This window comes from Hoeflea ulvae (assembly GCF_026619435.1).
GTDB lineage: Bacteria > Pseudomonadota > Alphaproteobacteria > Rhizobiales > Rhizobiaceae > Hoeflea > Hoeflea ulvae.
Map to the genome: position 1 here is coordinate 2,211,146 of NZ_JAOVZQ010000001.1, position 21,315 is coordinate 2,232,460.

Below are 21,315 nucleotides of genomic sequence, written 5' to 3' on the forward strand. Positions count from 1 at the left end.
AAGGCAATGCAAAGCATGGATCCCGAGCCGGCAATGCTGGCCGCCCGCGTCGCAGGCGCAGTGGCCGGTGCGCTGGTGTCGCTCGCCTACATGATGCCGAAGGGTGCGCGTGAGGCCGCGGCGCGCGCCATCGCCGGCATCGTTTCCGGCCTGGTGTTTGGCGCACCGGCGGGGGTGGCGCTGGCGCAGTGGATGGGCGTGGCGGAGCTGCTGTCTCCATCTGAAACCCTGCTGACCGGATCGGCGGCCGCCAGCATGACCGCCTGGTGGGTGCTCGGCGCGCTGGCGCGGATTGCCGATCGGACGGGGCGCGGCCCCCGATCATAAACGCTGCGCGCGGCGCGACAAAAAAACACTTCGACAACATCAAGGACAACACCATGACAAGCGACTGGAGCGCATCCGGACGGCAGCACAAACGTGTCGATCTGGCACTGGAAGACGTCAGCGGCGATGGCAGTTTTTCGGGCTATGCCAGCCTGTTCGGCGCGGTTGATCTGGGCCGCGACGTGATCGAGCCCGGCGCCTTTGCCGCCTCCCTCAAGCGAAGAGGGGCGAGTGACGTGCGCATGCTCTACCAGCATGATCCGGACCAGCCGATCGGCCGCTGGCTGTCGATCCGCGAAGACAGTCGCGGACTGCATGTCGAGGGCAGGCTGGCACTCGGCGTGGCCCGCGCCCGCGAAGTGCATGAGTTGATGAAATCCGGTGCGCTCGACGGGCTGTCGATCGGCTTTCAGACGCTCCGCGCCCGCACCGAGGCCAAGGCCGGGGTGCGCCGGATCCTGAGCGCCGATTTGTGGGAGATCTCGGTGGTGACCTTCCCGATGCAGCCGGGCGCGCGGGTGACCGCGGTCAAGGGGTTCGGGCAGGCAACACCGGCACCGACGCGGCGCGAACTTGAACGCCGGCTCACGCGGGATGCGGGGCTGAGCAGACGCCAGGCGCGCGGGTTGATTGCCCGCGGCTATGGCGCGCTTTCGGACAGGCAGGACGCTGCGCCGGAGGATCTCAAACGCCTGGAGACGCAGATGCGCGCCCTGACCGGTGCGCTTGAACGCTGTCCCAGTCCCAACGAACCCAACCTGTTGAAAGGACGACCGATGAACACCCAAACATTGATCAGCCGGGCCAAGGCGGCCCGTGCGCCCGAAACCAAGAGCATCGATGCCGATGTCTCCGCCGCTTTCGAGGACTTCATGTCCGCGTTTGAGCATTACAAGCAATCCAATGACGAGCGGTTGGCCGAGATCGAGCGGCGTGGCGGCGGTGATGTGCTCACCGAGGAAAAGATGGCGCGCATCGACACGGCGCTGGACGAGCAGAAGCGGACGCTCGACGCGTTGCTGGTCAAGCGCGCCCGCCCGGATCTCGGACGCGGCGGCAGCGCTGCGCCGGGGCCGGTGCGCCAGGCCTTTGATGCCTATGTGCGGCGCGGCGACGAGGCCGGGCTGCGGCAATCTGAACTCAAAGCAATGTCGGCGGGCAGTGATGCGGATGGCGGCTATTTGGTGCCCGACGAACTCGACAGCGAGATTGGCCGGCGGTTGTCGGAACTCTCGCCGATCCGCTCGATTGCCACGGTGCGGCAGGTCTCGGGCGCGGTGCTGAAAAAGCCCTTTGCGCTTGACGGCATGGCCACCGGCTGGGTCGGCGAAACCGATGCGCGACCGCAGACGGCGGCGCCGCAGCTGGCAGAGCTGCAGTTTCCGACCATGGAGCTTTACGCCATGCCGGCCGCTACCGCCTCGCTGATCGAGGACAGCGCTGTCGACATCGAGGGCTGGATCGCGAGCGAAGTCGAAGCCGCCTTTGCCGAGCAGGAGGGGGCGGCCTTCGTCACCGGCGATGGCGCCAACAAGCCGCGCGGCTTTCTCGATTATCCCAGCGTTGACGACGACAGCTGGAGCTGGGGCAATCTCGGCCATATCGCCACCGGATCATCGGGTGCTTTTGGCGCTGACCCGTCCGACCGGCTGGTCGAGCTGATCTATGCGCTGAAAGCCGGGCACCGGCAGAACGGGCGGTTTGTCATGAACCGCAAGACGCAGGCGCAGATCCGCAAGTTCAAGGATGCTGACGGCAATTATCTCTGGACTCCGCCGGCCGGTGCGGGACAGCAGGCATCGCTGATGGGCTTTTCCGTGGTTGAGGCCGAGGACATGCCCGACATCGCCGCCAATTCCGCCTCGATCGCCTTTGGTGATTTCCGCCGCGGCTATCTGGTGGTCGACCGCACCGGGGTGCGCATCCTGCGCGATCCCTATTCGGCCAAGCCCTATGTGCTGTTTTACACCACCAAGCGTGTGGGCGGCGGGGTGCAGAATTTCGAGGCGATCAAGCTGCTGAAATTCGCCGCCTGACGGAAAAAATCCTCCCGAGAACGCCTCTCCCGGTCTCCGGGGAGGCAATTCGGCCCCCGATACACCAGCCTCCCGGAGACTGCCATGACCTTGATCCAGACCGATCCGCCGCTGGCGGAACCGGTGACGCTTGCCGAATTGAAGGCGCATCTGCGCATTGATACGAGCGACGAGGATGATTTGCTCGAAAGCCTGATCCGTGTCGCCCGCGCCCATCTTGAAGCTGTCACCGGCGTGGCGCTGATCAGCCAGGGCTTTCGGCTTGTGCTGGATGACTGGCCGCGCAGCGAGGTGATTTCCTTGATGAAAACGCCGGTTCAAACCATTGACGCGATTCTGGTTTATGATGCTGATGGCGTGGCGCAGGATCTCGACCTCTCCGGCCTGCTGCTCGACGGCTCCGCACAACCGGCGCGGCTGATGGTGCGGGAGCGGTCGCGGCCGGGGCCCCCGATCAACGGCATCGAGATCGAATTCACCGCGGGATTTGGCGCGGGCACGGATGTGCCGCCGGAACTCAAGCGGGCGATGCTGATCCACGCCGCGCATCTTTACGAATTCCGCGGGGCGGTGACGCGGGACATGCAGCCGGCCTCGATTCCGGTGGGCTATGAGCGGCTGATCGCGCCCTGGCAGAGGCGGGCTTTGTGATGGGCGCGCTGTTTGTCGATCCGGGCCGCCTGAGCGCGCGGCTGGCGCTGGAAGCACAAGCTGATCTGCCCGACGGGCAGGGCGGTGTGACCGAGGGCTGGACGCTGCTCGCAGAGCTTTGGGGGCGGATTGAACCGCTGCGGGCGACGGCCGGTGAACAGGCCGGTGCGGCAACCGCGCCGGTCAGCCACCGCGTCACCATCCGCTATCGCGAGGACGTCCGTCACGCCATGCGCTTTGTCCACCGCGGCCGCGTTCTGGAGATCCGCAGCCTGCACGATCCCGATGAGCGCCGCCGCTATCTGGTCTGCGATTGCGAGGAGAGCCAGCCATGAGCGCCAATGCGTTGCAGAAAGCGGTGGTCGCGCGTCTGGCGGGCGACCCGGAAGTAATTGCGATCATCGGCGCTGGCCGGATCTTCGACCGGCTGATCAGCCGCGCCGAGCCGCCTTATCTGGTGATGGGCGAGGCGACGATTACGGATTTTTCCACTGGCGACGATGATGCGAGCGAACACCGTTTCGAGATCGAGGCCTGGACCCGGCAGAACGGCCGCAAACAGGCGGTCGAGCTTGGCGATGCCGTGCGCGCCGCCCTGCACGATGCCGATCTGGTGCTTGAGAACGCGGTGCTGATCAATCTTCGCCACGAACGCACGGTCAGCCGCCGCGCGCCCAGGACCGGGCTGCATGTGGCGCGGCTGAGGTTTCGTGCGGTGACCGAGCCGTAGTTTTACTTCTTTCGGGTGCCTTTCGTCTCATCTTGCCCCAATGCAGAGGCTGAAACGCTTTTGATTTCCGAACGGGTAAGCTTGCCAGTCCGCAAACCCTTCGAAGCGATTGAAGACACCTTGTTTCCTGTTTGTTTGGTGGCGCCACCACCAGATTTCTTCGCTGCCATTGGATCGTTCCTTAGTTGAGATTCGACTCTTGACCAAGAGAATGTACTCCATTTGTTCAGGAAACGCGACGCGGGAATATTTTATCAAGCTCAATCGACAACTTATCCACAATCATAGCCTGAAAGGACATTTCCATGACCGCCCAGAAAGGCAAGGACCTGCTCATCAAGATCGATGATGGCGGGAATTTCGTCACCATCGCCGGATTGCGTGCCCGACGGCTGGCCTTCAATGCGCAAGCCGTTGACATCACCGACGCCGAATCCGCCGGGCGCTGGCGCGAGCTTTTGGGCGGCGCCGGGGTGCAGCGGGCGTCGCTGTCGGGCGGCGGACTGTTCAAGGATCAGGCCAGCGATGCGCTGACGCGAACCGTGTTCTTTGCCACCGAGATCCGTGACTGGCAGGTGGCGATCCCGGATTTCGGCACCGTGACCGGGCCGTTCCAGATTACCGCGCTGGAATATGCCGGACGTCATGACGGCGAGATGACCTTCGAGATCGCGCTGGAATCGGCCGGCGCGCTGGTCTTCGCGGCGGTGTGAGGCGGTGATGCGGATTCACCCTAACCGCCATCGCGGCGAAATCGCGGCCGAGTTTGATGGCGAGACAAGGCTGTTGTGCCTGACGCTGGGCGCGCTGGCCGAGCTCGAAAGCGCTTTTGGCGTCGCCAATCTGATGGAGCTTGCAGGCCGCTTCGAGGCGGGCCGGCTTTCTGCCGGTGACATCATTCGCATTGTCGGCGCCGGGCTCCGTGGCGCAGGCAACCGGCTGAGCGACGAGGATGTGGCCGAGATGTCCACCGAGGGTGGCGCGGTGGGCTTTGCCCGCATCGCCACCGAACTGCTCTGGGTGAGTTTTGGCGGCGAACAGGCAGACGCGATTTCGAACACAACACCAGATCGGGAGGGGCACGTTCCGTTACGGCCGGAAAACCCTCCCGGGCCGCAGGTGGCGACGAGGTGACGAAGCCGGAGCGGGCGTTTTTCCCCTGGGCGTCCGTGATCCGCTTCGGCCTTAGCCACCTGCGGCTGCCCCCTGATGCGTTCTGGCGGCTGAGCCTGCCGGAACTCAGCGCGCTGGTTGCTGGGACCGGCGCGCCACAAACAGCGACCCGGCGCGGGCTTGAGGCGCTGATGGCACAGTTTCCCGATACCCGCAGCAGCGATACTGCCTTTGCAAAGGAGCCTTCCGATGGCCGATGAGCCGAGCCTGAATGTCGATGTCGAACTCGATCTCAACGGCGCCGACCGGGCGCTTGATGAGCTGACACAGAAGGCCGATGCCTTTGGTGGCGCGCTGTCGGGCGCGTTGAAATCGGCGACGGTGGAGGGGCGAAATCTCGACGATGTGCTGCGCACCCTGGGCACCCGCATGGTCGGCATTGCGCTCGATGCCGGCATGAAGCCGCTGGAGCAGTTGATGAGCAACTCGATCGCCGGACTGACCGGCAGCCTCGGCCGGCTGTTGCCCTTTGCCAAGGGCGGCGTGCCGGGACGGGTCACCGCCTTTGCAGATGGCGGCGTGGTTGGCAGGCCATCCTACTTTCCAATGCCGGGCGGCGATGTCGGGCTGATGGGCGAAGCCGGCGCAGAAGCCATCCTGCCGTTGAGCCGCGGCGCCGATGGCCGGCTGGGGGTGGCCTCGGGCGGCGCAAGTCAAACGGTGCAGGTGACCTTCAATGTGACCACGCCGGATGCGCAGAGTTTTGTAAAATCCGAGGCGCAGGTGACCGCCATGCTGGCCCGTGCGGTCGGCCGTGGCCGTCGTGGCTTGTGAAACGGGAGGTGAGGCATGAGCAACGGTTTTCATGAGGTGCGGTTTCCATTGCGGCTGTCGCTGGGCGCCAGTGGCGGGCCGGGGCGGCGCACCGATATCGTGGCGCTGTCCAATGGCGGCGAAACCCGCAATGCCCGCTGGGCCGATGCGCGGCGGCGCTATGATGCGGGTACCGGCCTGCGCGGACTCGATGATCTCTATCAGCTCACGGCGTTTTTCGAGGCGCGGCGCGGCCAGCTCTACGGGTTCCGGTTTCGCGATCCGGTCGATCATGCCTCGGCGCCGCCGGGACAGCCGGTCACCGCGATCGACCAGCAGATCGGCACCGGCGACGGGGTACAGACCGTGTTTGAACTGACAAAAACCTATTCCGATGCGGGAGGTGCGACCGTGCGCCGGATCGAAAAACCTGGCGAGGGCAGTGTCGTGCTGGCGGTGAACGGGCTGGCGCTCGACCCGGGCGACTATGCGGTGGATCACGCCACCGGTCTGGTGACGATTGCGCCGGGGGCGGTTCCTGTGCCTGGGGCGATCGTGACCGCAGGATACGAATTCGACATTCCGGTGCGCTTTGACACCGACCGCATCGAAGTGAGCCTTGCGGCCTTCAAGGCGGGTTCGGTGCCGACAGTGCCATTGGTGGAGATCAAGCCATGAGGGATTTGCCGAGCGCGCTTGTTGCGCATCTTGCTAAGACGTCGACGACGACATGCCATGCCTGGCGGTTGACCCGGACCGATGGTCTGGTGCTGGGTTTTACCGAGCATGATCGTGATCTGGAATTCGCCGGCACGGTGTTTTCCGCCGCCACCGGGTTTCGCGCCAGCGAGGTGGAAACCGGGCTGGGGCTGGAAGCCGACGCCGCCGATGTGGCCGGCGCCTTTTCCGCAGCCGAAATCAGCCCGGACGACCTGGCGCTGGGGCGCTATGACGGGGCGCGGGTCGAGACCTTTCTGGTCAATTGGCAAATCCCTGGCGATCATGCGCTGCTCTCGACCCGGGAACTGGGCGAGGTGCGCAGCGCCGGACCGGCCTTCACGGTGGAATTGCGCAGCCTCGCTGCCCGGCTCGACCAGCCGCACGGGCGGCTTTATGGCAGCCGTTGCGACGCCGATCTGGGGGACACGCGCTGCGGCAAGGATATCTCGGGGGCGCCATTTACGCTGAGTGCAAACATCACCGAGGTGGTGGACGAGATGACCCTGGTGGTCAGCGGTCTTGGCGACCGGCCGGCCGGATGGTTCGGCAATGGCCGCATCCGCTTTTCGACCGGGTTGCTGGACGGTGTGGCTGTCGACATTTCCAGCCACACGATCGAGGCCGGCGGGGCGCGGCTTGTGCTGTGGCAGCCTTTGGCGCGACTGCCGGGGCCGGGCGATCAACTGACTGTCTCGGCGGGCTGCGACAAGGCGTTTGAAACCTGTTCAGCCAAGTTCGGCAACCGACTCAATTTTCAGGGCTTTCCCTATCTGCCGGGCAGCGATTTTGCCTATGGCTATGCCGATGCCGACACGGTGCATGACGGCCGGCCGATCGTGCCATGAGCGCGGACCAGCACGGGCAGCGCATCGTGGCTGCGGCGCGGGGCTGGATCGGCACGCCTTACCGGCACCAAGGATCGCGCAAGGGCGTGGGCTGTGACTGCCTTGGCCTGGTGCGCGGCGTCTGGGCCGAGGTGACCGGACATCCCGCCGAAACGCCCGGACCCTATGCGCCCGACTGGGCCGAGCGCGCAGGCAGCGACCGGCTGATCATCGCCGCACGGCGTCATTGCGGCGCGGCGCTGCCGCAGAGTGAAGCGATGCCCGGCGACATCGTTCTGTTTCGCTGGCGCGCCGGGGTTTCGGCCAAACATGCCGGCATTCTCTCCGGTCCGGATCATTTCATCCATGCCTATGAGCCGGTGGGCGTGATCGAAAGCGTGCTGGTTGCCTCCTGGCGGCGGCGGATCGCGGCGGTGCATCGGATTCCCGCCGACAAACTGAAACCGGCAGACTGAAAGCGAGACATCATCATGGCGACAATCTTGTTGCAGGTGGCCGGCGCCGCCGTCGGCGGCATTTTCGGACCGGTCGGCACGGCGATCGGATCGGCCATCGGCGCCACTGTTGGCGGCATGCTCGACACCTCCCTGATCAATTCCACCCGCACCATTTCCGGCCGTGGCTTGAGCGGCGCGCGCATTCCTTCGGCCGATGAAGGATCGCCGATCCTGAGGGTGCATGGCTCGATGCGGGTTGCCGGAACACTGATCTGGGCGACGCGGTTTGAGGAAACCGTCACCCAGGAACGGCAGGGCGGCAAGGGCAGGGGCGCGAAGGTCGAAAGCTATCAGTACCACGCCAATTTCGCACTCGGCCTGTGCGAAGGCCCGATCGCCGCGATCCGCCGGGTCTGGGCCGACGGGCGCGAGCTGGATCTCGACAGCCTCGAGATGCGGATTTATCGCGGCACGGCGACGCAATTGCCCGATCCGTTGATCGAGGCCAAGCAGGGGGCTGGCAAGGTTCCGGCCTGGCGCGGGCTTGCCTATGTGGTGTTCGAGCGGCTGCCGCTGGATGATTTTGGCAACCGCATTCCGGCGTTGCAGTTTGAGGTGGTCCGTCCGGTTGGCGCGCTGGAACCGGCGATCAAGGCGGTGGCGCTGATCCCCGGATCGACCGAACATGGCTATGCAACCACCCCGGTGCGCGAAAGCCTTGGGGTGGGTGCTGCGCGGGTGCTCAACCGCAACATGCGCCAGGCGTCAACCGATTGGGCCCAGTCGCTCGATGAGCTGCAGGCACTGTGCCCGAATCTCAAATCCGTGGCGCTGGTCTCGGCCTGGTTCGGCGATGATCTGCGTGCCAGCCATTGCCGGTTCCGTCCCGGCGTCGAGGTGGTGGCGCGCAGTGATGAAACCCGGCCCTGGAAGGTGGGCGGACTCACCCGCGCCACGGCGCATCTGGTTTCCACCAAGGATGGCGGCCCTGCCTATGGCGGCACGCCGGATGACCGGGCAATCATCGAGGCGATCCGCGATCTCAAGGCCCGCGGGCTCGAGGTGGTGCTCTATCCCTTCGTGCTGATGGATGTGCCCGACGGCAATGGCCTGCCCGACCCGCAGGGCGGCAGCCAGCAACCGGTCTATCCCCGGCGCGGCCGCATGACCGCGAGCCCGGCGCCGGGACAGCCCGGCACGCCCGATGGCACGGCGGCGATGCGCAGCCAGATTGCAGCGCTATGCGGCACGGCGGCGGTCAGCGATTTTTCCATCAGTGGCGACACGGTGAGCTGGACCGGCGGTGACGAGGGCTACCGCCGCTTTGTTCTGCATCACGCAGCCCTGGTCCAGGCGGCCGGCGGTGTCGACGGTTTCGTCATCGGCTCGGAGATGATCGGCCTGACGCGGCTGCGCGATCACAATGGCGCGTTCCCCTTTGTCGATGAGCTGATCGAACTGGCAGCGGATGTGAAGGCGATGCTGGGGGCGTCGACCCTGGTGACCTATGCCGCCGATTGGACCGAATATGCCGGCTACCGGCCCGCTGACGGCTCCGGCAATGTCCATTTCAATCTCGATCCGCTGTGGGCGCATCCTGCCATCGGTGCAGTGGCGATCGACAATTACATGCCCTTGAGCGACTGGCGCGACAGCGATCTTGCCGGCGGCAATCCCGATGGCGCCCGCAGCGGCAATGATATCCGGGCGCTGGGCGAGGCGATCGAGGGCGGGGAGGGATATGACTGGTACTATGCCGATGAGGCAGGCAGGGCGGCCCGCGCGCGTCTGCCGATCAGTGACGGGCTTGGCGGCAAGGACTGGGTCTACCGGGTCAAGGATCTGCGCGGCTGGTGGCAGAACCAGCATTTTGACCGGATCGGCGGCAGCGAGGCCGCGAGCCCCAGCCCCTGGGTTCCCGGCTCCAAGCCGATCTGGTTTACCGAGCTCGGCTGCCCGGCGGTCGACAAGGGTGCGGCGCAGCCCAATCTGTTTCCCGATCCGAAATCCTCCGAAGGTGCGATCCCCTGGTACTCGAATGGCGGGCGCGACGACCTGGCCCAGCGCGCCTTTCTGGAAGCGCATCTGGCGCATTGGTCCGGCGCGGCCAATGCCGATGGCATGGTCGATACCGACCACATTCACCTGTGGACCTGGGATGCACGGCCGTTTCCGGCCTTTCCGCTGTCCTCTGCGGTGTGGTCGGACGGCGCCAATTGGCGCACCGGCCATTGGCTCAACGGGCGCCTTGGCACGGTGGCGTTGAAGGATCTGATTGCCGCGGTGCTCGGCGAGGCCGGGATGACGGATTTCGATGTCGATCGCGTCGACGGCATGGTCAGCGGACATGTGATCTCCGAACCGGCATCCGCGCGTGCGGTGCTGGCGCCGCTGGTCGACGCCTTCTGCATCGATGTGCGCGAAGGTCCGCAGGGCCTGGAATTCGTCTCACGGCTGACGGCGGGCGCAGCTGCGCTGGAGATCGATGCAGTTGCCGAAGCCGAGGCGGGTGCGCTGTTTGAGGAAACGCGCGGCGAAATCAGCGAATTTGCCAATGAGGCTGTGCTGCTTTCCGCCGATCCGATGGTTGACTACGCGTCCGCCTCGGCACGCTCGCGGCGGCTTGAGGGAGAGCCGGTGCGCCAGCGCGACATGCCATTGAGCCTGGCAATCGAGCCGGGGCTGGCGCGGATGACCGCGGACCGCTGGCTGCATGATCACCGTCTGCAGCGCCGCCGCCTGCGCTTTGCGATGCCGCCGCAATCCGCAGCCCTGCAGCCCGGCGACACCGTTCGGTTCGGGCTCGAAAACGCCCCGCGCGGCCGCTACCGGATCACCCGTATCGAGGATAGCGAGATGCGCCGGATCGAGGCAGTGGCGCATGCCCCGGCGGGCTCGGGTGTCGTGGTGGAGCCTTTTGTCAGCCACGCGCCCGATGACGCCAACGCCTTCTTTGCGCCGGAGATCGTCTTTCTCGATCTGCCGGTGCTCTCCGGCACTGACGAGAGCGGTTGGGCGCGGGCAGGGGCGCTTGCCATTCCCTGGAGGCAGATCGTTCTTTCCAGTTCGGTGGAGGCCGAGGGATTTGCCGCCCGCGCAAGGCTGGATGCGCCGGCGCGGATCGGCGTGCTGGCCGAAGCCTTGCCGGCCGGAGACAGCGAAGGCCGTTTCGATCACTCCGCGGTGCTTGAGGTCGATCTGGCCTTTGGCAGTCTCTCCACCGCCAGCCGTCTGTCGGTTCTCAATGGCGCCAATGCGGCGGCGGTCGGGTCGCAGGCCGGTATCTGGGAGATCGTCCAGTTCGAGACCGCCGAGGAAATTCTGGCCGGGCGCTGGCGGCTCACAGGCTTGCTGCGCGGACAGGCTGGAACCGACGACGCCATGCGCGCCGGCGCTGCGAAGGGCGCGCGCTTCATTATGCTCGACAATGCCGTGGCACCACTCAACCTGACGCTGGATGAAGCCGGCCGCGCGCTCAACTGGATCGCCGAAGCATCGGGCGCCGCGGCTGGCGCGGCGGCGCCGGTGAGCTTTGCCGGCGGTGAGCGGGCGCTCACGCCGCTGTCGCCGGTGCATCTGCGCGCCGTCCGTCAGGCCGGTGGCATCGCGCTCTCCTGGATACGCCGCGGGCGCTTGTCGGCCGACAGCTGGGTCGCGGCTGAGGTCGCCAATGACGAGGGTTTTGAGCGCTACCGGCTGGAGATCCTCGACGCCGGTACGGCAATCCGCACGGTCGAAACCGAGACGCCGGGCTGGCTTTATCCGGCAGCCGACGAGATTGCCGACTTCGGCTCGGCCCGGCCCTCGCTGAGTTTCCGCGTGGCGCAGGCAGGCAAGCGCGTGCCCTGGGGCGTGGCGCGGACGGCGACACTCGAAATCTGATCACCCCGAACCTGAAAGGATTTTTCCATGACCGACAGCAAACCCTGGTGGCAATCCAAGACCCTGTGGGGCGCCATTGTCACGCTTGGCTCCGCGGGTCTCGGACTGGCCGGACTTGACGTGAGCGATGCCGATCGCGAGGCCCTGATCGAGCTTTTGACCTCGCTTGGCGCCGCCATCGGCGGGCTGATGGCGATTTTCGGACGGATCACGGCGAAGAACCGGATCGGCTGATGCCAAATAGCCGTTGCAGCCTGTTTCCATTCATTTGCGGTTCAGGCATGATCTTGTATCACTGGCTCCAAGATGAAGTACCAACCGTGTCAGGGCTGACGATGACTATGAATTTGCTCAGTATTGGATTGATCGCAGTGCAGGCGGCAACGATGTCGCCGGTTGCCGCGCCATCGACCGGTCTGCAGGCGCCCGACGGCACCGCGATCGTGCAGGTCGCTGCCGATTGCTCCGGTGCTGCCGCTCAGGTTGTCAGCCAGACCGGCGGGCAACTGCTCTCCGCGTCGGCCAGGAACAGCGGCGGCCAGGTGGTCTGCGAGATCACCGTGCTGGTTCCGGGCAACGGCTCTGACCGGCCGAAGAAGGTGACCGTCCAGGTCCCGCAATAGGGGCCTTCCAGCCGGGCGCCGGGGGCGCCGGGTTCCACGCAATCGCAAACTGTCCGGAATGCGCGAGTCGGTGCATGATAGGGCGGCGCGCCCGAACAGGCGAAAGGTCCGTCACGGGCAGGGCGCCGGCAAACCAAACCAAGCGGGGCAAGACACGTGCGCATATTGATTGTCGAGGATGACAAGGATCTCAATCGCCAACTGGCCGACGCGCTGCTTGAGCAGGGCTATGTGGTGGACCGCGCCTATGATGGCGAGGAAGGTCATTTCCTTGGCGACACCGAACCCTATGACGCGGTGATCCTCGATATCGGTCTGCCGGAGATGGATGGCGTCACCGTTTTGGAAAAATGGCGGGCGAATGCCCGGATCATGCCGGTGCTGATCCTGACCGCCCGCGACCGCTGGAGCGACAAGGTCGCCGGCATCGATGCGGGAGCCGATGACTATGTCACCAAACCGTTTCATGTCGAGGAAGTGCTGGCGCGGATCCGCGCGCTGATCCGCCGGGCATCCGGCCACGCCTCCTCGGAGATCTCCTGCGGTCCGGTGCGCCTGGATACCAAGGCGTCGAAAGCCAGCGTTGACGGCGTCACCCTGAAACTGACCAGCCATGAATACCGCCTGCTGTCCTATCTGATGCATCACATGGGCGAGGTGGTGTCGCGCACCGAGCTGGTCGAACATATGTATGACCAGGATTTCGACAGGGATTCCAATACGATTGAAGTGTTTGTCGGCCGGCTGCGCAAGAAGATCGGCGTCGAGCTGATCGAAACCGTGCGCGGACTTGGCTACCGGATGGTGCCGCCCGAAACCGCGGATGCAGGCAAGGCGGGATGAAACGCGGCTCTCTCACCGCACGCGTCCTGCTGTTTGCATCGGTCTGGGCGGTGATCGCGCTGGTCGCCATCGCCATCGTGATTTCGCAGCTCTACCGGACCGGCAGCGAGCGCGCCTTTGGCGACCTGCTGCGGGCCCATCTCAACAGTGTCATCAATGCAGTCACCATCGACGCCAATGGCCAGCTGTCGGGCAATCTGCAACTGGGCGACCTGGTGTTCGAACAGCCCGGAAGCGGCTGGATCTGGCTGGTCGAGCCGCTCGGTGATCTGGCAAGCCCGCGACTGGCTTCGGTCTCGATCGGCGAGGGCACCATTGCCGTGCCGCCTGTCTCCGAATTGCCGTTCAACGAGCGCTATCAGCGCAGCTATGCAGCCCGCGACGACCAGGGCAATCGGCTCGAGGTGGTTGAAACCGAAGTCGAGCTCGATGCCGAGGGGCACGCGGCGCGCTTCCGCGTGGCCGGCAATCGAGAAGTGCTCGAGGACGAGATCGCCGAATTTTCGGGCAATCTCTATCTGGTGCTGGCGCTGTTCGGCATCGGCAGTCTGCTGGTCAACGCCGTGGCCATTCTCTACGGCCTGCGCCCGCTCGATCATGCCCGTCAGGCGCTGGGCAGAATCCGCGCCGGCGAGGCGCAGCAGCTCGATGGCACCTTCCCCCGCGAAATCGCCCCGCTGGCCGGAGAGATCAATGAACTGATCAGCGCCAACCAGCGGGTGGTCGAGCGCGCGCGCATGCAGGTCGGCAATCTGGCACATTCGCTGAAAACCCCGATTGCGGTCCTGATCAACGAATCCCGCGACATGACTCCGGCGCATGGCGCCTTGGTGCGCGCCCAGGCCGAGACCATGCAGGCGCAGGTCCAGACCTATCTCGACAGGGCCCGCATCGCGGCCCAGCGCGGCAGCGTGCTGGCCCGGACCGAGGCGGCACCGGTGATCGAGCGGCTGATCAGGGTGATGGCCAAGCTGAATCCGGATCTGTCGTTTTCCACCGACATCGAACCAGGCCATGCGGTGCTGGCCATGGAAACCCAGGATCTGGAGGAAGCGCTGGGCAATCTGGTCGAGAATGCCGCCAAATTCGCCCGTACCGGTGTTGCCGTCAGGCTGCGGCCGGTGCCCGTGGGCGAGGGCCAGCGACAGATGTTCCGCATCGATATCGACGATGACGGGCCGGGCCTTGACGAGACCGGCATGCGCGAGGCGGTGAAGCGCGGCCGCAGGCTCGACGAATCCAAGCCCGGCACCGGTCTCGGGCTCTCCATCGTCGGCGAGATCGCATCCGAATACAAAGGCGATTTCACGCTGGCGCAGGCACCCTCGGGCGGACTGTCGGCGCGGCTGACGCTGCCGGCGCTGATCACGCAGGCGTGACCAGAGTTCAGCTCCGCGGACGGTGCCGGACCGGGACAGCACCAGGTAAAACAGCTATGGTTGTTGCACGGCGGCAACGCACGTCACAATGCCGCCACACGTGCGCGGCAAACAGATATCGCACCATAACTCCGCATACCGGAGACGCTGTGCACTTGGTCAAGGACGGTAGCAGGATGGCATATTCACTTTCGGGCATTGCGAAGCTGGTCTGTATCGTGGGAATTTCTGCGGCAGTGGCCGGCTGCACCGCCACAGGCCGGGCGCGGCCCCTGGCGTTCGGGCCGGTGACGACCAGCTCAAGCGCCGGCAGCGGCGCCATTCTGACTGCTCTCAATGGCGGGATTCTGCCCCAGGGTGCTTCGAGCAGCCTGACCCAGCCCGACAGGCTGCGTGCGCTCGAGGCCGAGTACCAGGCGCTGGAGAAAACTCCGCTTGGCCAGAAGGTCGCCTGGACCGGCCAGGCTGGCGGCACCGCCGGCGAGGTCTCGGCCGGCACGCCCTATCAGGTGGGACAGCAAAACTGCCGCCAATACACCCACAAGGCCACGATCGGGGGCGCTTCGGTGACCGGACAGGGTGCGGCTTGCCGCAACGAGGACGGAAGCTGGACGCCGCTGGGCTGACCTTGCTCCTCATAGGTTGATTTGGGTCATGGCGCAGGCCGCCGCAATGATGTCCATTGTGTTCCGACGGGTTCATTCGAAAGACGATGGGCATGCGGCAGAATCAACGGCTCAGACGAATCCGGTGCGGGTCAGGTGAAGCCTGGCGCCCGGTTGTGGCCGGAAGTTGCCGGGCACGCCTTGCGGGTCGCGGCGAGCCATGGACGCGACCAAACGCCCCAATCGGTGGGCAGACGCCGATTGCGGTTGGAAAACACACAATGCTCGGATATTGAAACCATATGTTGTTCTGGGTAATCGCAGCCGTCATGACCGCCGCAGTGACCCTGGCCTTGCTCAGGCCAGTGGCGCGTAGCCGTAATTCCGGGCCGGATGTGCCGGAGCTGCATGATGTGGAAGTCTACCGCGACCAGTTGAGCGAGATCGACCGCGACCTCGCCGATGGCCTGGTCGAGCCGGCGCAGGCCGAGGTGGCGCGGACCGAAATTTCGCGGCGGCTGCTGGCGGCGGCCCGCAAGGGCGATGCGGCGATGGCCGCCGACAGCCATGCCGAAAGCCGCGGATTGCGCCGGGTCGTGGTCACGGTGATTGCTATCTTCATGCCATTGGCCGCATTGACCGCCTATCTCGAGCTGGGCCGGCCGGACCTGCCGCAATTGCCGCTGTCAGCCCGGCTTCAGGCCCAGCCTGAGACCACCGACGTGGCCATGCTGATTGCCCAGGCGGAGCGGCATCTGGCGGAAAATCCCCGCGACGGGCGCGGCTGGGACGTGCTCGGACCGATCTATCTCAGAACCGGACGTTTCGAGGAATCGGCGACCGCCTTCCAGAAGGCGATATCGATTCTCGGGCCGTCCCCGGGCAGGCTTGCAAGCCTTGGCGAAGCGCTGTTTTCCGCCGCCGGCGGGGTCGTGACCGAAGAAGCCAGCCTGGCGTTCCAGACTGCCCGCGAGCTCGATTCATCCGATCCGAAACCGCAGTTCTTCCTGGCCGTCGCGCTGGCGCAGTCGGGCAAGACGGCGGAAGCGCGCGCCGCCTTCAACGGCATGCTGCAGACCGCACCCGCCGAGGCGCCCTGGATCCCTGCGGTGCAAAGCCAGCTCGCCGCGTTAGAAACCGGCACCGGCCCGGCGCAGTTGCAGGGCACCGGCACGGTGACGCCGCGTGATCCGACCGCCGCCGACATTGCCGCCGCCCAGAACATGAGCCCTGAACAGCGCCAGGCGATGATCGGCTCGATGATCGACAATCTGGAAGCCAAGCTTGCCGAAAATCCCGATGATATCGCAGGATGGCTGCGGCTCGTGCAGTCGCATGTCGTCACCGGCGATCGCGACCGGGCCCAGGCCGCCCTCGACCGCGCCATTGCAGCCTTCGCGCCGACGGGCAAGGAAAGCCAGGCCTTGAGCGAAATGGCCCGGGAACTGGGACTCGTCGCCGGATCCATCCTTGGCGGCGTGCAGATGACGCCCGCCACCGGCAAGCGGGATGCGCAGGCCACCGAACGCTCGGCGGTTGCCAAGAACCCCTTCATCCTGCCGGGCGCAAGCGGCAGTCCTGCCGTTGTGGACGAACAGCCGACCGAATTGGGCGGACCATCCCAGGCCGATGTGGCGGCAGCCGCGGAGATGCCGGCGGAAGACCGCACGGCGATGATCCGCAACATGGTTGCCTCGCTTGACGCCAAGCTCACCGACAATCCCGACAATATCGACGGCTGGCTGCGGCTGGTGCGGTCCTATGCCGTGCTGGGCGACCGCACTGCGGCCGAACAGGCGTTGAGCCGGGCCAGTGGATCGTTCCCCGCCGCCAGCGACGGCGGCCAGGCCCTGGCCCGGCTGGCGCTGCAACTCGGACTTGAACCTGTGGCGGAGGGCCAATGAACCGCAAGCAGAAACGACTGTCGATCATTGCCGCCGGCGCGGTGTTCCTGATCGGGGCTGCGGCGCTGATCACCACGGCGCTGCGCGAGCAGATCGTGTTTTTCAATTCGCCCACCGACGTGCTGGCCCAGCCGCTGGCGCCGGGAACCCGGGTGCGGCTCGGCGGACTGGTCGAGCAGGGCTCGGTCGAGCGCGGCGACAATTCGTCGGTGACGTTCCAGGTCACCGATACCAATGCCTCGGTCAAGGTGCGCTATGTCGGCATCCTGCCGGACCTGTTCCGCGAGGGGCAGGGCGTGGTCACCGAAGGGGTGTTTTCGGCTGAAGAAGGCACCTTCATGGCCGACTCGGTTCTGGCCAAGCATGACGAGAACTACATGCCCAAGGAAGTTGCCGATTCGCTGAAGGCCCAGGGTGTCTGGCAGGATGGCGATCCGACGCCAGGTGTCGAGACCCAGTAAACCCGAAGATCGCCGACGCGGCAATCGCCGTGTCAGCTTGTGCAGGAGTGGACGCCATGATCACAGAAATCGGCCATTTCGCCCTCATTCTTGCCCTGGCGGTGTCCATCGTCCAGTCGATCGCGCCCTTGATCGGCGCGCGCCGCCGCGATGCCGCGCTGATGGCGATCGGCCCGATGGCGGCACTGACCGCGCTGATGCTGGTGGCGATCTCGTTCTTTGCGCTGACCAATGCCTATGTCACGTCCGATTTCTCGGTGCAGAACGTGGTCGAGAACTCGCATTCGCTCAAGCCGATGCTCTACAAGATCACTGGTGTCTGGGGCAATCACGAAGGCTCGATGCTGCTCTGGGTGTTGATCCTGACGCTGTTTTCCGGCCTTGTCGCCTTGTTCGGCCGCAATCTGCCCGACACGCTGAAGGCCAATGTGCTTTCGGTCCAGGCCTGGATCACGGTGGCGTTCCTGCTGTTCGTGCTGCTGACCTCGAACCCGTTCATCCGGCTTGACCAGGCCCCGGTGGAGGGCAATGACCTCAACCCGATCCTGCAGGATATCGGCCTGGCGATCCATCCTCCGCTGCTCTATCTCGGTTATGTCGGGTTTTCGATCTCCTTCGCCTTTGCCATTGCGGCGCTGATCGAGGGACGGATCGACGCCGCCTGGGCGCGCTGGGTGCGGCCCTGGACGCTGACAGCCTGGATCTTCCTCACCGCCGGCATTTCGATGGGCAGCTACTGGGCCTATTACGAACTCGGCTGGGGTGGCTGGTGGTTCTGGGATCCGGTTGAAAACGCCTCCTTCATGCCCTGGCTGGTGGGCACGGCGCTGCTGCATTCGGCGCTGGTGATGGAAAAGCGCGAGGCGCTGAAGATCTGGACGGTGTTGCTCGCCATCCTGACCTTCTCTTTCTCGCTGCTCGGCACCTTCCTGGTCCGCTCCGGCGTTCTGACATCGGTGCATGCCTTTGCCACCGACCCGACCCGTGGCGTGTTCATTCTGGGCATTCTGGTAATCTTCATCGGCGGCGCGCTGGCACTGTTCGGATTCCGGGCCGGGACGCTGAAGGCCGGCGGCATGTTCGCGCCGATTTCGCGCGAGGGCGCGCTGGTTCTCAACAATCTGTTCCTGACCACGGCGGCTGCCACCGTGCTGATCGGCACGCTCTACCCGCTGTTGCTGGAGGCCGTCACCGGCACCAAGATTTCGGTCGGGCCGCCGTTCTTCAATCTGACCTTCGGTCCGCTGATGCTGCCCTTGCTGCTGGCCGTGCCCTTCGGGCCGTTGCTGGCCTGGAAGCGCGGCGATCTGGCGGGGGCGGCGCACCGGCTCTATTTCGCCATCGGCATTGCCATGCTGGTGGGCCTGGGTGTCGTCTTCCTCAAAACCGGCGCGCCGGTGCTGGCCGGTATCGGCATCGCGCTGGGCGTGTTCCTGATCCTGGGAGCCTTGACCGATCTGGCGCTGCGTGCAGGCATCGGCCGGGTTGGCGCCCGCGTGGCCTGGAGCCGACTGGCCGGGCTGCCGCGGTCGGCATTCGGCTCCGCGCTTGGTCACATGGGACTGGGTGTCACCGTGATCGGCGTTGTCGCCGCCAGCGTGTTTTCGACCGAAACCGTCGTCACCATGGATCCCGGCGACACGGTTTCCGCGGGCGGTTATGAGCTGCGCTTTGACGGTCTCGAAGATGTGACCGGCGCCAATTTCACCGCCCAGTCCGGCGAGTTCACGGTTTCGCGTGGCGGCGTCGAGGTGGCAAAGGTGGCATCGTCGAAACGTTTCTACCCGGCGCGCCGCATGCCAACGACCGAGGCCGGCATTCTGACCTTCGGCGCCAGCCAGCTTTACGTGGCACTTGGCGATCCCGAGGCCAATGGCGGGCTGGTGGTTCGGGTCTGGTGGAAGTCCTGGGTCACCTTCATCTGGTACGGGACGATCCTGATGGTGCTGGGCGGCATTCTGTCCCTTTCGGACCGCCGTCTGCGCATCGGCGCGCCCAACCGTGCCAATGCCGGAAAGGTGGCCAAGAAAGCTGCCGGGGCCACCGCATGAGCCTGCTGCGTCAATTCCTTGCCGCAGCCGCGCTGATGCTGGCGCTGATCGGCCCGGCGGCGGCCGTCAATCCCGACGAGGTGCTGGCGGATCCGGCGCTCGAGGCGCGGGCGCGGACGCTGTCGCTGGAATTTCGCTGCCTGGTTTGCCAGAACCAGTCGATTGACGATTCCAATGCCGAACTGGCCCGCGATCTGCGGTTCCTGGTGCGTGAACGGCTGGTGGCAGGCGACAGCGATCAGGACGTGATCGATTACGTGGTCTCGCGCTATGGCGAATTTGTGCTGCTCAAGCCGCGGTTTTCGATGCAGACGGTGTTGTTGTGGGGCGCTCCGGTTCTGATCTTTCTGATCGGCGCCACGGTGATGCTGGTCAATGGCCGCGGCAGGAACCAGACAACCGCCACCGGCGGCGGCGACGGGCTGAGCCACGCCGAACAGGCCGAGCTCGCGAAACTGTTGAAAGACCGTGATCAGCAAGCCTGATATGATTGCCCCACCTGACAGTGAGACGAGAGCAAGGGGCACGACATGACGGCACACACCATCAAGGCGGAGTTTACGGGCCATTCCGGCGCCAAACTGGCGGCGCGGCTGGATTTGCCCGCCGGTTCAATCCGCGCCTGGGCCTTGTTTGCCCATTGCTTCACCTGCTCCAAGGACACGCTGGCGGCGCGCCGTATATCAGGTGAACTGGCGCGCGCCGGCATTGCCGTGATGCGGTTCGATTTTACCGGCCTGGGCTCGAGCGGCGGCGACTTCGCCTCGACCAATTTCTCGTCCAATTTGGAAGATCTGCGCGCTGCCGCCGACTGGCTGGCCGTCCATTACGACGCCCCGGAAATCCTTGTCGGCCATTCGCTGGGTGGTGCTGCGGTGCTGGCGATTGCCGGTGATCTCAAATCGGTCAGGGCTGTGGCAACCATCGGCGCGCCGGCCGAGGCAAGCCATGTGATCGAGAATTTTCAGAGCCATATTGACGAGATCACCACCGGGGGCGAGGCGGCGGTCAGTCTCGGCGGCCGGCCTTTCACCATCCAGCGCCAGTTTGTCGAGGATCTCAACGCCATCAGCCTGGCCGAAAAGATCGGGCGGATGAAGACCGCGCTGCTGGTGCTGCACGGCCCGCGCGACCAGGTGGTCGGCATCGACAATGCCGCGGCGATCTTCACCGCCGCCAAACACCCCAAGAGCTTCGTGTCGCTCGATGACGCCGATCACATGCTGTCCGACCCGGCTGACGCCAATTATGCCGCCGGGATCATTGCCTCCTGGGCTGCACGCTATCTGCCGGTCGAAGCGCCGCGCCGCGACGATGCGCCGGTCGAGGACGTGGTTGTGGGAGAGACCGGGCAGGGCAAGTTCCAGGTTTCGGTGCAGGCCGGCCCGCACCGGATGCTTGCCGATGAACCGGCCAGCGTTGGAGGCGCCGACACCGGACCCTCGCCCTATGACCTGATGTCGGCGGGACTGGGCGCCTGCACGGCCATGACGCTGCGCATGTATGCGCGGCTGAAGAAGATCGATCTGGGCCTGGTCACGGTGACGGTCAGGCACAACAAGGTGCATGCGGCCGATTGTCTGGAATGCACCGAGAGCGAGCGCGCCAATGGCGGCAAGATCGACCGCTTCGAACGCGTCATTTCGATTGACGGCGGCACGCCCGCGTCCCTTGCCGACAAGATCGCCGAGATTGCCAACAAGTGCCCGGTACACCGAACGCTCGAGCACGGCGCCAAGGTGGTGACCACAGTCGAGTGATCCCCGGCAGCGCTGGTCGGGATTGTGGCAGGGGCAGGGCGGCAAACATTACAAAGGTTTAATGATCCGGAAAGCTTGCCGTAACTGACACATGCCTATCTGTAGTCCCAAGAGCCGGATGAACGGCTTTGATGA

Annotated in this window: 24 protein-coding genes and 1 pseudogene; 24 read left to right on the forward strand and 1 reads right to left on the reverse strand. The window is 65.3% G+C overall.

What is annotated here, in order from left to right:
• Nucleotides 1-6: 6 nt before the first annotated feature.
• The 6 genes and pseudogenes from OEG82_RS10420 (at nt 7) to OEG82_RS10445 (ending at nt 3,744) form a co-directional block, all read left to right on the forward strand.
• Nucleotides 7-327 (forward strand): DUF6107 family protein, encoded by a 321-nt coding sequence (locus OEG82_RS10420; RefSeq protein WP_267612389.1) that lies wholly within the window; start codon nt 7-9, stop codon nt 325-327.
• Nucleotides 328-380: 53 nt separating this feature from the next.
• Nucleotides 381-848 (forward strand): annotated as a pseudogene (locus OEG82_RS10425) (HK97 family phage prohead protease); the annotation flags it as partial.
• Between the two features lie 255 nt (nt 849-1,103).
• Nucleotides 1,104-2,363: a phage major capsid protein gene (locus OEG82_RS10430; RefSeq protein ID WP_267614920.1), complete on the forward strand. Its 1,260-nt coding sequence runs from the start codon at nt 1,104-1,106 to the stop codon at nt 2,361-2,363.
• 84 nt (nt 2,364-2,447) lie between these two features.
• A complete protein-coding gene (locus OEG82_RS10435; protein WP_267612390.1) occupies nt 2,448-3,014 on the forward strand; it encodes a head-tail connector protein in 567 nt (188 codons plus the stop codon).
• Nucleotides 3,014-3,349: a phage head closure protein gene (locus OEG82_RS10440; protein WP_267612391.1), complete on the forward strand. Its 336-nt coding sequence runs from the start codon at nt 3,014-3,016 to the stop codon at nt 3,347-3,349. Before OEG82_RS10435 ends, OEG82_RS10440 begins: the two co-directional genes overlap by 1 nt.
• Nucleotides 3,346-3,744, forward strand: coding sequence for a DUF3168 domain-containing protein (locus OEG82_RS10445; protein ID WP_267612392.1), 399 nt, complete (start codon nt 3,346-3,348; stop codon nt 3,742-3,744). The genes OEG82_RS10440 and OEG82_RS10445 overlap by 4 nt, the downstream gene beginning before the upstream one ends.
• Before the next feature lie 2 nt (nt 3,745-3,746).
• On the opposite strand, the gene OEG82_RS10450 is transcribed toward OEG82_RS10445, so the two are convergent.
• Entirely contained in the window at nt 3,747-3,914 is a 168-nt protein-coding gene (locus OEG82_RS10450) for a hypothetical protein (protein ID WP_267612393.1), read from the reverse strand.
• A 135-nt stretch (nt 3,915-4,049) separates the two neighbouring features.
• Between OEG82_RS10450 and OEG82_RS10455 the strand changes: the two genes are divergently transcribed.
• The 18 genes from OEG82_RS10455 to OEG82_RS10540 all read left to right on the forward strand — a co-directional run bounded on the left by OEG82_RS10455 (nt 4,050) and on the right by OEG82_RS10540 (nt 21,180).
• Nucleotides 4,050-4,457 carry a phage major tail protein, TP901-1 family gene (locus OEG82_RS10455; protein ID WP_267612394.1) on the forward strand — a complete coding sequence of 136 codons (408 nt, stop codon included), beginning with the start codon at nt 4,050-4,052 and terminating at the stop codon, nt 4,455-4,457.
• Nucleotides 4,458-4,464: 7 nt separating this feature from the next.
• On the forward strand, nt 4,465-4,878 hold the full coding sequence (locus OEG82_RS10460; RefSeq protein WP_267612395.1) for a gene transfer agent family protein: 414 nt from the start codon (nt 4,465-4,467) through the stop codon (nt 4,876-4,878).
• Nucleotides 4,875-5,117 (forward strand): rcc01693 family protein, encoded by a 243-nt coding sequence (locus OEG82_RS10465; protein WP_267612396.1) that lies wholly within the window; start codon nt 4,875-4,877, stop codon nt 5,115-5,117. Before OEG82_RS10460 ends, OEG82_RS10465 begins: the two co-directional genes overlap by 4 nt.
• Nucleotides 5,107-5,691, forward strand: a complete 585-nt coding sequence (locus OEG82_RS10470) for a phage tail tape measure protein (protein WP_267612397.1) — start codon at nt 5,107-5,109, stop codon at nt 5,689-5,691. Before OEG82_RS10465 ends, OEG82_RS10470 begins: the two co-directional genes overlap by 11 nt.
• A gap of 15 nt (nt 5,692-5,706) precedes the next feature.
• Nucleotides 5,707-6,348, forward strand: coding sequence for a DUF2460 domain-containing protein (locus tag OEG82_RS10475; RefSeq protein WP_267612398.1), 642 nt, complete (start codon nt 5,707-5,709; stop codon nt 6,346-6,348).
• A complete protein-coding gene (locus tag OEG82_RS10480; RefSeq protein ID WP_267612399.1) occupies nt 6,345-7,235 on the forward strand; it encodes a DUF2163 domain-containing protein in 891 nt (296 codons plus the stop codon). Before OEG82_RS10475 ends, OEG82_RS10480 begins: the two co-directional genes overlap by 4 nt.
• Complete coding sequence (locus OEG82_RS10485; protein WP_267612400.1) at nt 7,232-7,690, forward strand: NlpC/P60 family protein; 459 nt, start codon at nt 7,232-7,234, stop codon at nt 7,688-7,690. The genes OEG82_RS10480 and OEG82_RS10485 overlap by 4 nt, the downstream gene beginning before the upstream one ends.
• A 15-nt stretch (nt 7,691-7,705) precedes the next feature.
• A complete protein-coding gene (locus OEG82_RS10490; RefSeq protein ID WP_267612401.1) occupies nt 7,706-11,554 on the forward strand; it encodes a baseplate multidomain protein megatron in 3,849 nt (1,282 codons plus the stop codon).
• Nucleotides 11,555-11,581: 27 nt separating this feature from the next.
• Nucleotides 11,582-11,788, forward strand: a complete 207-nt coding sequence (locus tag OEG82_RS10495) for a hypothetical protein (protein ID WP_267612402.1) — start codon at nt 11,582-11,584, stop codon at nt 11,786-11,788.
• A gap of 107 nt (nt 11,789-11,895) precedes the next feature.
• A complete protein-coding gene (locus tag OEG82_RS10500; RefSeq protein WP_425497640.1) occupies nt 11,896-12,177 on the forward strand; it encodes a hypothetical protein in 282 nt (93 codons plus the stop codon).
• Between the two features lie 156 nt (nt 12,178-12,333).
• Nucleotides 12,334-13,020 (forward strand): response regulator transcription factor, encoded by a 687-nt coding sequence (locus OEG82_RS10505; protein ID WP_267612404.1) that lies wholly within the window; start codon nt 12,334-12,336, stop codon nt 13,018-13,020.
• Nucleotides 13,017-14,399, forward strand: a complete 1,383-nt coding sequence (locus tag OEG82_RS10510; RefSeq protein ID WP_267612405.1) for a sensor histidine kinase — start codon at nt 13,017-13,019, stop codon at nt 14,397-14,399. Before OEG82_RS10505 ends, OEG82_RS10510 begins: the two co-directional genes overlap by 4 nt.
• A gap of 176 nt (nt 14,400-14,575) precedes the next feature.
• Entirely contained in the window at nt 14,576-15,025 is a 450-nt protein-coding gene (locus OEG82_RS10515) for a hypothetical protein (RefSeq protein ID WP_267612406.1), read from the forward strand.
• Between the two features lie 281 nt (nt 15,026-15,306).
• Nucleotides 15,307-16,908 carry a c-type cytochrome biogenesis protein CcmI gene (ccmI, locus tag OEG82_RS10520; RefSeq protein ID WP_267612407.1) on the forward strand — a complete coding sequence of 534 codons (1,602 nt, stop codon included), beginning with the start codon at nt 15,307-15,309 and terminating at the stop codon, nt 16,906-16,908.
• On the forward strand, nt 16,905-17,369 hold the full coding sequence (ccmE, locus tag OEG82_RS10525; RefSeq protein WP_267612408.1) for a cytochrome c maturation protein CcmE: 465 nt from the start codon (nt 16,905-16,907) through the stop codon (nt 17,367-17,369). The genes ccmI and ccmE overlap by 4 nt, the downstream gene beginning before the upstream one ends.
• A 56-nt stretch (nt 17,370-17,425) precedes the next feature.
• Entirely contained in the window at nt 17,426-19,420 is a 1,995-nt protein-coding gene (locus OEG82_RS10530) for a heme lyase CcmF/NrfE family subunit (protein WP_267612409.1), read from the forward strand.
• Nucleotides 19,421-19,422: 2 nt separating this feature from the next.
• Nucleotides 19,423-19,905 carry a cytochrome c-type biogenesis protein gene (locus tag OEG82_RS10535; RefSeq protein WP_267614921.1) on the forward strand — a complete coding sequence of 161 codons (483 nt, stop codon included), beginning with the start codon at nt 19,423-19,425 and terminating at the stop codon, nt 19,903-19,905.
• A 45-nt stretch (nt 19,906-19,950) separates the two neighbouring features.
• Nucleotides 19,951-21,180, forward strand: a complete 1,230-nt coding sequence (locus OEG82_RS10540; RefSeq protein WP_267612410.1) for a bifunctional alpha/beta hydrolase/OsmC family protein — start codon at nt 19,951-19,953, stop codon at nt 21,178-21,180.
• Nucleotides 21,181-21,315 lie beyond the last annotated feature (135 nt).

Coding starts and splice junctions, on each gene's coding strand:
- OEG82_RS10495 (WP_267612402.1), top strand. CDS start 11,582: ATGACCGACAGCAAACCCTGGTGGCAATCCAAGACCCTGTGGGGCGCC.
- OEG82_RS10440 (WP_267612391.1), top strand. CDS start 3,014: ATGGGCGCGCTGTTTGTCGATCCGGGCCGCCTGAGCGCGCGGCTGGCG.
- OEG82_RS10475 (WP_267612398.1), top strand. CDS start 5,707: ATGAGCAACGGTTTTCATGAGGTGCGGTTTCCATTGCGGCTGTCGCTG.
- OEG82_RS10430 (WP_267614920.1), top strand. CDS start 1,104: ATGAACACCCAAACATTGATCAGCCGGGCCAAGGCGGCCCGTGCGCCC.
- OEG82_RS10435 (WP_267612390.1), top strand. CDS start 2,448: ATGACCTTGATCCAGACCGATCCGCCGCTGGCGGAACCGGTGACGCTT.
- OEG82_RS10500 (WP_425497640.1), top strand. CDS start 11,896: ATGAATTTGCTCAGTATTGGATTGATCGCAGTGCAGGCGGCAACGATG.
- OEG82_RS10460 (WP_267612395.1), top strand. CDS start 4,465: ATGCGGATTCACCCTAACCGCCATCGCGGCGAAATCGCGGCCGAGTTT.
- OEG82_RS10445 (WP_267612392.1), top strand. CDS start 3,346: ATGAGCGCCAATGCGTTGCAGAAAGCGGTGGTCGCGCGTCTGGCGGGC.
- OEG82_RS10485 (WP_267612400.1), top strand. CDS start 7,232: ATGAGCGCGGACCAGCACGGGCAGCGCATCGTGGCTGCGGCGCGGGGC.
- OEG82_RS10480 (WP_267612399.1), top strand. CDS start 6,345: ATGAGGGATTTGCCGAGCGCGCTTGTTGCGCATCTTGCTAAGACGTCG.
- ccmI (WP_267612407.1), top strand. CDS start 15,307: ATGTTGTTCTGGGTAATCGCAGCCGTCATGACCGCCGCAGTGACCCTG.
- OEG82_RS10510 (WP_267612405.1), top strand. CDS start 13,017: ATGAAACGCGGCTCTCTCACCGCACGCGTCCTGCTGTTTGCATCGGTC.
- OEG82_RS10470 (WP_267612397.1), top strand. CDS start 5,107: ATGGCCGATGAGCCGAGCCTGAATGTCGATGTCGAACTCGATCTCAAC.
- OEG82_RS10455 (WP_267612394.1), top strand. CDS start 4,050: ATGACCGCCCAGAAAGGCAAGGACCTGCTCATCAAGATCGATGATGGC.
- OEG82_RS10490 (WP_267612401.1), top strand. CDS start 7,706: ATGGCGACAATCTTGTTGCAGGTGGCCGGCGCCGCCGTCGGCGGCATT.
- OEG82_RS10515 (WP_267612406.1), top strand. CDS start 14,576: ATGGCATATTCACTTTCGGGCATTGCGAAGCTGGTCTGTATCGTGGGA.
- OEG82_RS10450 (WP_267612393.1), bottom strand. CDS start 3,914: ATGGCAGCGAAGAAATCTGGTGGTGGCGCCACCAAACAAACAGGAAAC.
- OEG82_RS10530 (WP_267612409.1), top strand. CDS start 17,426: ATGATCACAGAAATCGGCCATTTCGCCCTCATTCTTGCCCTGGCGGTG.
- OEG82_RS10420 (WP_267612389.1), top strand. CDS start 7: ATGCAAAGCATGGATCCCGAGCCGGCAATGCTGGCCGCCCGCGTCGCA.
- OEG82_RS10540 (WP_267612410.1), top strand. CDS start 19,951: ATGACGGCACACACCATCAAGGCGGAGTTTACGGGCCATTCCGGCGCC.
- ccmE (WP_267612408.1), top strand. CDS start 16,905: ATGAACCGCAAGCAGAAACGACTGTCGATCATTGCCGCCGGCGCGGTG.